Source organism: Meridianimaribacter flavus, from assembly GCF_004366715.1.
In the GTDB taxonomy this organism is placed as follows: Bacteria; Bacteroidota; Bacteroidia; order Flavobacteriales; family Flavobacteriaceae; genus Gaetbulibacter_B; species Gaetbulibacter_B jejuensis.
In genome coordinates this window covers 53,722-64,517 of the sequence record NZ_SOQZ01000003.1, presented here as the reverse complement: position 1 = coordinate 64,517, position 10,796 = coordinate 53,722, and the positions used below count along the sequence as shown (strand labels likewise).

At 33.5% G+C, this 10,796-nt stretch carries 12 protein-coding genes; 8 read left to right on the top strand and 4 right to left on the bottom strand.

What is annotated here, in order from left to right; translation table 11 throughout:
- Nucleotides 1–13: 13 nt before the first annotated feature.
- Genes A8975_RS07340 through A8975_RS07325 form a run of 4 tightly spaced genes read right to left on the bottom strand, consistent with a single transcriptional unit; the run spans nucleotide 14 to nucleotide 3,469 of the window.
- The gene (locus A8975_RS07340; RefSeq protein ID WP_134199476.1) at nucleotides 14–733 is read right to left on the bottom strand and encodes an SDR family oxidoreductase; all 720 of its coding nucleotides are present in this window, start codon (nucleotides 731–733) and stop codon (nucleotides 14–16) included.
- Between the two features lie 7 nt (nucleotides 734–740).
- Nucleotides 741–1,259, bottom strand: a complete 519-nt coding sequence (locus tag A8975_RS07335) for a DUF4136 domain-containing protein (protein ID WP_134199474.1) — start codon at nucleotides 1,257–1,259, stop codon at nucleotides 741–743.
- 29 nt (nucleotides 1,260–1,288) lie between these two features.
- A complete protein-coding gene (gene obgE / locus A8975_RS07330; protein ID WP_134199472.1) occupies nucleotides 1,289–2,302 on the bottom strand; it encodes a GTPase ObgE in 1,014 nt (337 codons plus the stop codon).
- 57 nt (nucleotides 2,303–2,359) lie between these two features.
- Entirely contained in the window at nucleotides 2,360–3,469 is a 1,110-nt protein-coding gene (locus tag A8975_RS07325; RefSeq protein WP_134199470.1) for an adenylate kinase, read from the bottom strand.
- Between the two features lie 126 nt (nucleotides 3,470–3,595).
- On the opposite strand from A8975_RS07325, the gene A8975_RS07320 reads away from it, so the two are divergent.
- The 8 genes from A8975_RS07320 (at nucleotide 3,596) to A8975_RS07285 (ending at nucleotide 10,730) form a co-directional block, all read left to right on the top strand.
- On the top strand, nucleotides 3,596–4,750 hold the full coding sequence (locus A8975_RS07320; RefSeq protein WP_134199468.1) for a 5-(carboxyamino)imidazole ribonucleotide synthase: 1,155 nt from the start codon (nucleotides 3,596–3,598) through the stop codon (nucleotides 4,748–4,750).
- A 3-nt stretch (nucleotides 4,751–4,753) separates the two neighbouring features.
- Nucleotides 4,754–5,233, top strand: a complete 480-nt coding sequence (purE, locus tag A8975_RS07315; RefSeq protein WP_129761468.1) for a 5-(carboxyamino)imidazole ribonucleotide mutase — start codon at nucleotides 4,754–4,756, stop codon at nucleotides 5,231–5,233.
- A gap of 208 nt (nucleotides 5,234–5,441) precedes the next feature.
- The gene (locus A8975_RS07310; protein ID WP_134199465.1) at nucleotides 5,442–7,478 is read left to right on the top strand and encodes a M3 family metallopeptidase; all 2,037 of its coding nucleotides are present in this window, start codon (nucleotides 5,442–5,444) and stop codon (nucleotides 7,476–7,478) included.
- 26 nt (nucleotides 7,479–7,504) lie between these two features.
- Nucleotides 7,505–8,284 (top strand): hypothetical protein, encoded by a 780-nt coding sequence (locus tag A8975_RS07305; RefSeq protein ID WP_134199463.1) that lies wholly within the window; start codon nucleotides 7,505–7,507, stop codon nucleotides 8,282–8,284.
- Nucleotides 8,285–8,330: 46 nt separating this feature from the next.
- Nucleotides 8,331–8,834 (top strand): GbsR/MarR family transcriptional regulator, encoded by a 504-nt coding sequence (locus A8975_RS07300; protein WP_134199461.1) that lies wholly within the window; start codon nucleotides 8,331–8,333, stop codon nucleotides 8,832–8,834.
- Between the two features lie 51 nt (nucleotides 8,835–8,885).
- Nucleotides 8,886–9,266: a DoxX-like family protein gene (locus tag A8975_RS07295; protein ID WP_134199459.1), complete on the top strand. Its 381-nt coding sequence runs from the start codon at nucleotides 8,886–8,888 to the stop codon at nucleotides 9,264–9,266.
- Nucleotides 9,247–10,023: a DUF2071 domain-containing protein gene (locus A8975_RS07290; RefSeq protein ID WP_134199457.1), complete on the top strand. Its 777-nt coding sequence runs from the start codon at nucleotides 9,247–9,249 to the stop codon at nucleotides 10,021–10,023. The genes A8975_RS07295 and A8975_RS07290 overlap by 20 nt, the downstream gene beginning before the upstream one ends.
- A complete protein-coding gene (locus tag A8975_RS07285) occupies nucleotides 9,978–10,730 on the top strand; it encodes a class I SAM-dependent methyltransferase (RefSeq protein ID WP_134199455.1) in 753 nt (250 codons plus the stop codon). Before A8975_RS07290 ends, A8975_RS07285 begins: the two co-directional genes overlap by 46 nt.
- The last annotated feature ends 66 nt before the right edge of the window (nucleotides 10,731–10,796 follow it).

Here is a 10,796-nt window from a genome sequence, read left to right as displayed (position 1 = left end):
GAAGCCTTTTTTATTATTTACTTGGTGGCGTTGTTGGCCTAACCTCTATTTTACTAGGTAAGGTTCTTGGATTCATTTTTAATAAATCAACAACCAATTCTCCAATATCTTCACTTTGAATCTTCCAAGCATCAGAAGCATCAGGTTCATTACCATTAAAATGTGTAGATACTGATCCTGGCATAATAGTACTTACTTTAATACCATACTTACGCAAATCTAACATAACCGCTTGTGTAAAACCTGTAACACCAAATTTACTGGCATTATAAGCAGAACCATTAGCAAAGAAATTGGTTCCTGCTAGACTTGAAATAGAAATATAGTAGCCTTGACTATTTTTTAAAGCATCAACACTTGCTTTAATGGTATAAAATGCTCCTGTAAGGTTAGTATCAATAGTATCTTGCCATTGCTGTAACGTAATATCTTCAATACTTGCAAAATGACCAACACCTGCATTAGCAATCACAACATCTAACTGTCCAAACTGAGAGACCACATCTTTTACAGCGTCTTGTTGACTTTTAAAATCAGTAACATCGGCTTTGAGTCCAATAGCTTTTGCGCCTGCTTTACTTGACGCGTTTAATTTACCTGCAATTTCATGTGACCTTGCACTACTTCTGCTGGTTATGGCAACATGAACACCTTGATCCATTAAACATTTAGCAATGCCATAGCCAATACCTTTTGTGCCTCCTGTAATGAGTGCAACTTTATTTTGTAACATATATATATTATTTTTTTGGTGGATAATTTTCTAAAATCTTTACCACAATAGCTTTAAACTTAGCTTCGCGTTTATCTGGTTTTGCATTTGGATTAAAACTGTCTTCACTTACAGCTTGCCAAAACAAACCAACACCGTTTTCATCAACAAAATCGATAATAATTTGACGATTGAGATTTGATTGTCCAACAGGAATTCCAATAGAAACGCCTCCTCCTACATTACGTCCTCCTCCACCTAGACCAACACCAACCGAACTTCGGTTTGCTTCTTGAAACTCATCGCTTTTAATATCTATAAAGAAGTCTGGTGTTTCAGACAAAGTAAGTCCTTTGCTTTGAAGCTCTTCGTCTAAAGCGTTCATTAAACGGTTAGTATCCAGTTCGCTTAACCCTGATTGGATATTTGCGTAATAATTATAGGTTTTATAAGTTGTAAAGTCGATTGCAGTTTCGTAGTCGTAATTCACTCTAATTGGAGCGCAAGACACCAAAAACAGTACAACTATTAATGATAAATATCTCATAACTTTTTTATTTAAAGTTACGAAATTAATTACTCATCAGCAGGTTTTGCGTTAAGCATTTGCCAAAGTTTATCTTTAAGCTCTTGAAGACCTTGTTGCGCTACTGAAGACATAAACATATAGTCTACTGGGAGTTCGTTATCTAATTCTTCTTTAAGCTCTGCTTTTAACTCGTCATCCAGCATATCACTTTTAGAGATAGCTATAAAACGTTCTTTATCTAAAATTTCAGGATTGTAGCGCTTTAATTCATCCAGTAAAATATCATACTGTTTTTTAATATCATCAGCATCCGCAGGAATTAAAAACAACAATACTGAGTTACGCTCAATATGACGAAGGAAATAATGTCCAAGTCCTTTTCCTTCTGCAGCACCTTCGATAATTCCAGGAATGTCAGCAATTACAAATGATTGATGATCTCTATACTCTACAATACCTAGGTTAGGTTTTAAGGTTGTAAACTCGTAATCGGCAATTTTAGGTTTAGCAGCTGTAACCACTGAAAGTAGTGTAGATTTTCCAGCATTAGGGAAACCCACTAAACCAACATCAGCTAAAATTTTAAGCTCAAGAATAATGTCACGATCTTCTCCTGGAATTCCAGATTGCGCATATCGTGGTGTTTGATTAGTAGAACTTTTAAAATGCCAGTTTCCACGTCCTCCCATTCCACCTTTGGCAATGATTTTTTCCTCGCCATTTTCGGTAATTTCAAAAAGGATTTCGTTAGTTTCTTTGTCTCTAATTACAGTTCCTAGTGGCACATCCATGTACACATCTGCTCCATCGGCTCCTGTGCTTCTACTCTTACCTCCATGCTCACCATGTTCAGCTCTAAAATGCCTTTTAAATTTATAGGTATACAAAGTCCATAGGTTAGCATTACCACGAATAATAACGTGACCTCCTCGTCCACCATCACCTCCATCTGGACCTCCTTTTTCTATATATTTTTCACGATGTAAATGCGCAGAACCTTTACCTCCATTTCCGGAAGCAACATGTAGTTTTACGTAATCGACAAAATTACCTTCAGTCATTGTATGAGTTTAAAAGTTGAAAGTTTAAAAGTTATAAATTTTTAAACCCAAATAAAATTATAACGAATCTATAACAGCACTTAATCGCTCAGTAATATCTTCAATACTACCAACACCATCTACACCATAATATTTGTCTTGTGCAGAATAGTAATCTTTAAGTATAGCTGTTTTTTTGTAGTATTCTTTAATTCGGTTTCTAATAATGTTTTCATCAGCATCATCAGCTCTACCACTAGTTTTACCACGCTCTAATAAACGTTGTACTAAAACTTCATCATCAACTTCAAGAGCAATCATAGCATTAATTTGAGAGTCCTTTTGATCCATTAATTTATCTAATGCTTCAGCCTGTGCATTGGTACGCGGAAAACCATCAAAAATAAACCCTTTAGCATCAGCATTTTTTTCTACTTCAGCATTAAGCATATCAATAGTTACTTGGTCAGGAACCAATTCTCCTTTGTCCATGTATGATTTTGCTAACATGCCAAGAGCAGTTTCATTTTTAATATTGAATCTAAACACATCACCTGTAGAAATGTGTACTAAACTGTATTTTTCTTTTAAAAATTCGGCTTGTGTGCCTTTTCCTGCTCCTGGAGGTCCAAATAGGACAAAATTAGTCATGTGTTGTGTGGTTTTTAATTGATATATCGCTGGCAAATCTCTACCTAATCCATCATAGTCAAGTCCGTAACCAACTATGAATTTATTAGGAATTTCCATACCAACATAATGTAGTTTAAAATCTTTCTTATAGGCTTCTGGTTTATAAAACAAGGTCGCTATTTTAAGTTCTTTTACATTTTCGTTTTTGAAAATTCTATGAACTTCAGCCAGTGTTTTACCAGAGTCGATAATGTCTTCTAAAATTACAACTGTTCTACCTGTTAAATCTTGTGTTAAACCTACTAGACGCTGAATATCGTCAGTAGATTTTAAACCTTCATAAGACGCTAGTTTTATAAAAGTAACTTCACAAGGTTTTGGGTATTTCTTTACAAAATCGCTTACAAACATAAACGACCCATTTAAGATCCCAACAAACACTGGCACTTCATCTTGCAAATCGTCTGCAATGGCAGTAACCATGTGTTGTACAGTCGCTTGAATTTCGTCTTCAGAAATAAACGGTTTAAAATGTAAATCGTGAAGCTTTATCACTTGTTTTTAATTTTAGAAATGCAAAGATAATCATTTGATTAACGTTTTGCGAATTCTCGTTTAGATTGTTAAGATTTTAGTTTTTTCAGAGGGTTTTGATTTGTACTTTTGTGGAAAATCAACACAATGAATTTTTTCTCTTCAGAATTTAAGCTAGGTATTCTTGGTGGTGGACAACTTGGTAAAATGATGCTTTACAATACCAGAAAATTTGACATCCACACTAAAGTACTGGATGCTAGCAACGAAGCACCTTGTAAAATTGCATGCAACGAGTTTCAACTTGGTGATTTAATGGATTTTGATGCGGTTTACAATTTTGGAAAACAGGTTGACGTTTTAACCTTTGAGATTGAAAACGTAAACACAAATGCACTTGAAGCTCTAGAAAAAGAAGGCGTAAAAGTATATCCTTCTTCAAAAACTTTGAGAACCATTCAAAATAAAGCAACACAAAAACTGTTTTATAAAGACCATAACATCCCTACAGCCGATTTTACTCGATTCGCTTACACTTCTGAAATTAAAGAAGCTATTCACAATGGAGGCTTACAACTCCCTTTTGTATGGAAAAGCGCACAGTTTGGTTATGATGGTAATGGTGTAAAAGTTGTAAGAACTATAAAGGATTTAGAAGGTTTGCCAAATGTTGAGTGTATTGCAGAAGACATGATTCCGTTTAAAAATGAACTCGCAGTTATTGTGGCTAGAAATGTTGATGGTGATATCAAAACGTATCCAGTAGTTGAAATGGAATTTCATCCTGAAGCCAACCAAGTCGAATATGTTATTTGTCCTGCACGAATTGATGACACTGTTGCGCAAAAAGCTCGTGAAGTGGCTTTAAATGTTTCAAAAGCATTTAACCATGTTGGGCTTTTAGCGGTTGAAATGTTTCAGACTAAAAACGACGAGATTTTGGTTAACGAAGTAGCACCAAGACCTCACAATTCGGGGCATCAAACTATTGAAGCGAGTTATACCTCACAGTTTGAACAACACTTACGTGCTATTCTTAATTTACCATTAGGACAAACAGATAGTAAAGTTGGTGGAATTATGGTAAATTTGGTAGGAGCCGAAGGTCATACAGGAGGTGTTGTTTATGAAAACATTGCTGAAATAATGAAACTAGAAGGTGTTACACCTCATATATACGGAAAAAAACAAACACGTCCGTTTAGAAAAATGGGACACGTAACCATTGTAAATGAAGATATAAACGAAGCAAGACGTGTAGCTGAACAAGTAAAGAAAACCATTAAAGTTATAAGCAAATAAACTATGAGCAAAGTAGGAATCATTATGGGAAGTAAAAGCGATTTGCCTGTTATGCAAGACGCTATTGATATACTAAAAGGATTTGATATAGATATAGAAGTTGATATTGTTTCGGCTCATCGTACACCTGAAAAACTGTTCGATTACGGTAAAAACGCACATACAAGAGGCATCTCAGTAATTATTGCTGGAGCTGGTGGTGCAGCACACTTACCTGGTATGGTAGCTTCTTTATCTCCACTACCTGTTATTGGTGTTCCTGTAAAAAGCAGCAACTCTATTGATGGTTGGGATTCTGTTTTATCTATTCTTCAAATGCCTGGTGGTGTTCCTGTTGCAACTGTGGCTTTAAATGGTGCAAAAAATGCAGGAATTTTAGCTGCTCAAATTATTGGTAGCTCCGACCAATGTGTTTTAGATAAAATAATGGTTTACAAAGAAGGTCTGAAAGCCAAGGTAATAGAATCTGCTAAAGATTTATAACAAAAAAACCTCGACAGAAAGCCGAGGTTTTTAACGCTATTAATCAATTATTTCTTTAAAGAGCTCTCTTTAAAACTCTTATGAAAAATCTGCCGCAAAGATAAAATTATATTTTAAATAAAAACCTAAAAAAAAAGTTAATATTCAGTATTTCAATTTCTTAGTAGGAAAAATATCACACTGACTTTAACAATTAATAGCACTTAAAATGAATATTTTAAACAAACCCTTTGACACTCAATTTCATACTGCTCCGTTTTCAAAAATAAAGAACGAGGATTTTCTTCCAGCAATTAAAAAAGGCATTGAAGATGCAAAAGCAGAAATTGATGCCATAACCAACAATACGGAAGCACCAACATTTCAAAATACTATTGAAGCTTTAGATTTTTCAGGTGAACAGTTAGATAGAATATCAAGTATATTCTTCAATTTAAATTCTGCTGAAACCAACGACGAAATTCAAAAGATTGCTCAAGAAGTTTCACCTTTATTATCTGAATTCAGTAATGATATCACTTTAAACGAAACGTTATTTAAACGTGTTAAAGCCGTTTACGATGCTAAAGACAGTTTAGATTTAACAACCGAACAGTTAACACTTCTTAATAAAAAATATAAAGGGTTTTCTAGAAATGGAGCTAATTTACCTGAAGATAAAAAGCAACAGCTTCGTGACATTGATAAAGAATTAAGTAAACTAAAACTAAAATTTGGCGAAAACGTATTGGCCGAAACCAACAAATACGAACTTCATATTACTAATGAAGCTGATTTAGACGGTTTACCAGAAAGCGCTAAAGAAGAAGCTAAACAAACTGCCGAACAAAAAGGTAAAGACGGTTGGATGATTACCTTACAGTATCCAAGCTACATACCGTTTATGACCTATGCTAAAAATCGTGAGCTGCGTAAAAAACTAGCTTTAGCTTTTGGAGCAAAAGGGTTTAACAATGATGCATTAGACAATCAAGACATTGTTTTAAAAATTGCCAAACTACGCCATCAACGTGCTAACTTATTAGGATACAAAACGCATGCGCATTTTGTTTTAGAAGAGCGTATGGCAAAAAATCCTGAAACTGTAAACACTTTTTTAAACGATTTATTAGAAAAGGCTAAACCAGCTGCCGAACGTGAATTTAAAACATTAAGCGATTTTGCCAAAAAACTAGATGGTATTGAGCAATTACAAAAATGGGATGGTGGTTATTATTCTGAAAAATTAAAACAAAAGCTATTCGATTTAGATGACGAAAAGCTAAAACCATATTTCAAGCTTGAAAACGTTATTAATGGTGTGTTTACCATTGCCGAAAAATTATACGGTTTACAGTTTGAAGAAATCAACACGATTGATAAATACCACGACGATGTGCTTACTTACAAAGTAACTGATAGCGACGGTAATTACATTTCGATTTTTTACGCTGACTTTTTCCCAAGAGCAGGAAAACGTAATGGTGCGTGGATGACTGTTTACAAACCACAGTATGTGAAAAATGGCGAAAATAGTAGACCACACATTTCTATAGTTTGCAACTTTACCAAACCTACAAAAACCAAACCTTCACTTCTAACCTTTAATGAAGTCACCACACTTTTTCACGAGTTTGGTCACGCTTTACATGGTATGTTAGCCAACACTACCTACCCAAGTATATCTGGCACAAGTGTGTTTTGGGACTTTGTAGAATTACCAAGTCAGGTATTAGAAAACTGGTGTTACGAGAAAGAAGCTTTAGAGCTGTTTGCAACACATTATGAAACTGGAGAAGTGATCCCAATGGATTTAATTGAAAAAATAAAAGCTTCAGCTACATTTCATGAAGGTATGCAAACTTTACGTCAGTTAAGTTTTGGGTTACTGGATATGAGTTGGCATGCTAATGAAGCTCCAGAAACAATAACTTCTGTAAAAGCACACGAACAAAAAGCATTTGAGAATACTAAACTTTATCCTGATGTTGCTGAAAATTGTATGAGCACCTCATTCTCTCACATTTTCCAAGGTGGATATTCATCTGGTTATTACAGTTACAAATGGGCTGAAGTATTAGATGCTGATGCTTTTGAGTTTTTTAAAGAAGAAGGCATTTTTAGTAAAAATGTTGCACAGAAATTTAAAGACAATGTACTTTCACAAGGCGGAACTGAAGATCCAATGACGCTTTACAAACGTTTCCGTGGAAAAGAACCTCAACCAGAAGCACTACTAAAACGTGCTGGTTTAATTGAGAAATAATTATGATTAAATAACGTTGTTGTTTTATGAAGTTTTTAAAGCTTTTAGGACATATCTGCGTTATTCTATTTCTAACTGTAATTACACAAGTTGGTGGAATTGTATGGCTCTTATCTGTTTTTGTTTCAAAAAAGATAAAAACTAAAAAGCGCTATACATTTCCACTTTTATATTTAGTCTTTAACCTTTTAGTTGTTCCGCCAATTGCTAAAATATTTGGTCGTGAAAAGTTACCTATTTTCAGTTCAGAACTTAAACCAAGAAATATAGCATACCCTTTACTTTTTAGAAATTATGCAACTCCTGAATTAAGTAATCTGTTAATAACTTCAGCTGCAGATTTAAAACCCAGCAACATTTCAATTACTTATCTAGATGCTAACTTTCCTTTTTTAAATGGATTTCCGTTGCTACCACATTTAAGCCATAATGACGGTAAAAAAATTGATATTTCATTTCAATATTTAGATAATGAAGGAATGCCTACCAATAAAAAACCTTCTATTTCGGGATATGGAGTTTATGTCAATTCAACAAATCAAACATCAGAAAAATGCAAATATGAAGGCTATTGGCAATACGACTTTCCAAAATACTTATCCTTTGGAAAATTAAATGAATTAACTCTAGATGAAAAAAACACTAGAGCTCTAGTGTTAGAGTTGGTCAACAACTCCAATACTCAAAAAATCTTCATTGAGCCATATTTGAAGCAACAATTGCAGTTGCAGAATTATTCAAAAATCCGATTTCATGGTTGTCAAGCCGTAAGACATGATGATCATATTCATTTGCAAATAAATTAACTTTCAATAATTTTTGAAAGTTTAAAATATTTTATATATTTGCTCTATGGAATATCAAGAAGCAAAAGAAAAATTTATTAGCACTTGGGGAAGTTTGGGTTCGCTCTGGGGAATAAATAAAGCTATGGCTCAAATTCAAGCATTGCTTTTTATTTCCACAAAACCCTTGTCTATGGAAGACATCATGGACGAACTTAAGATTTCTAGAGGCAACACTAGTATGAATTTAAGACAATTAATGGATTGGGGAATTGTAACCAAAGAAATTATTCCTGGTGAGCGTAAAGAATATTTCACTACCGAAAAAGACGTACAAGAGTTAGCACGAATTGTCGCTAAAGAACGTAGCAGACGTGAAATTAAACCAGTCGTTAAGATACTAAAAGATGTATCATCTATAAAAGATGATGGTACTGAAAAAACTAAAGAACTTATAAAACAAACCAAAGCATTACATGAACTAACCGACACAATGGACACTATGATAAACAAAGTGGTAAACCAACAACAAAATTGGTTAACAAAGTCGTTACTTAAACTCTTTAAATAAAAAAATTTAAAACATACTTTCAAAGATTACTGAAAGTTTTAAAATATTAAAATGTACAAAATTATAAATATAGCTTTAGCAGGTATCTGGTTTATAAACGGACTGTTTTGTAAGGTTTTAAACCTAGTACCTAGACATGAACAAATTGTTGCAAACATTTTGAGTGGAGACTATTCTAGACCTCTAATTTTAACGATAGGATGTTTAGAAATTGCTATGGCATTTTGGATTCTATCCAATAAATACTCAAAATTGAATGCTGTTGTACAAATTGTAATCATTGCAAGTATGAACATTTTAGAATTCGTCATCACTCCAGAACTATTACTTTGGGGAAAACTCAATGCTTTTTTTGCCTGTATCTTAATCATTATTATTTACTACAATCAATTTCACTTTAATAAAACACATCATGAACTTATCAAATCTTAAAAATCACCCTTTTGGTGTAGAAGCCTTTTTTGAAAGCTCGGTTGTATTGACATTTGCTGTACCTAAAGAACAGTTGGAGCCATTAATTCCTGATTGTTTACAGTTAGATACATTGCAAGATAGATGGGCTTTTGTAGCTGTCGCTATGGTGCAAACCAAAAATTTACGACCTAAAGGATTTCCAAAGTTTTTAGGCAATGATTTCTTCTTAATAGGTTACCGCATTTTTGTTCGCTACACTACAAACCAAGGAAAACGCTTACGTGGATTGTACATTATAAAATCAGAAACCGATAAGAAAAAAATGACTTTTATGGGCAACATATTCACCCATTACAACTATACAACTACTGATATTACAAGAACAAGTGACAATAGCAAAATTGAAATCAACTCTAAAAAATCAAATTTTAAAATCAGTTATAGTAAAGATAATGAAGCGGTTAGTTTACCTAAATATTCACCATTTTTAAACTGGAAAGAAGCGCGACGATTTGCTGGACCACTACCCTTTACATTCACTTATAACGAAGACAAAAAAGAAGTCTTAATCATTGAAGGTGTAAGACAAAACTGGAAGCCAAAACCACTCAAAGTCAATGATCATAACTTCGAATTTATCAATACTCTAAAATTAAAAAACCACAAACTAGCAAACGCATTTATCATTGAACAAATACCATATTACTGGAAAAAAGGAAGAAAAGAATTATGGAAACAAAACGAAGAAAATTTCAAGGCGTCCTTAACATTTTAAGCTTTAACAGGCATTTTTATGTTGTTGGAATTACAACACTATTAATTATAATATCAAGCCAATTATACTTTCAATGGTCACAATCACTATTATGGGTAATCATAGGTGTGTTTTTATATGGATTATTGATGCCACTGATAGTTTCGGCTTACGTATATGATTTTTCAGGTTACTATAATTTTGATTGGCTAAAGCCTTTACAACTTAAAGATTCAGAAGAAAAACTAGTGTTAAATATCAATGCAGGTTTTGATGAAACCAGTTATATTCTGAAAAAAAATCTCCCTAAATCAAAACTTCAAGTATTCGATTTTTATAATGCTGAACAACATACAGAGCCAGCAATTGTTAGAGCTAGAAAAGTAAGCCTAACCTACCCTAACACGTTACAAATAAAAACCAATCACATGCCGCTTAAAACCGATTCGGTTGATTATGTTTTTCTACTTTCAGCAGCTCATGAAATTCGTTCTTTTGATGGGAAAGTTCAATTGCTAAAAGAGTGTCACAGAGTTTGCAAACCTAACGGAAAAGTTATTATGGTAGAACACTTACGGGATTTTCCAAACTTTTTGGCATTTTCTATTGGGTTCACACATTTCTTTTCAAAAAATCATTGGGAAGAAGCTTTTAAAACTGCTGGTTTTGAAACATTCAATGAAACAAAGTTCACACAGTTTATGTCAGTATTCAACTACCAATCTTAATAAATATATTATGATAATTCATCTAAAAATTGTCGGTTACCTCATGCTTGTATTAGCTTGCATTCA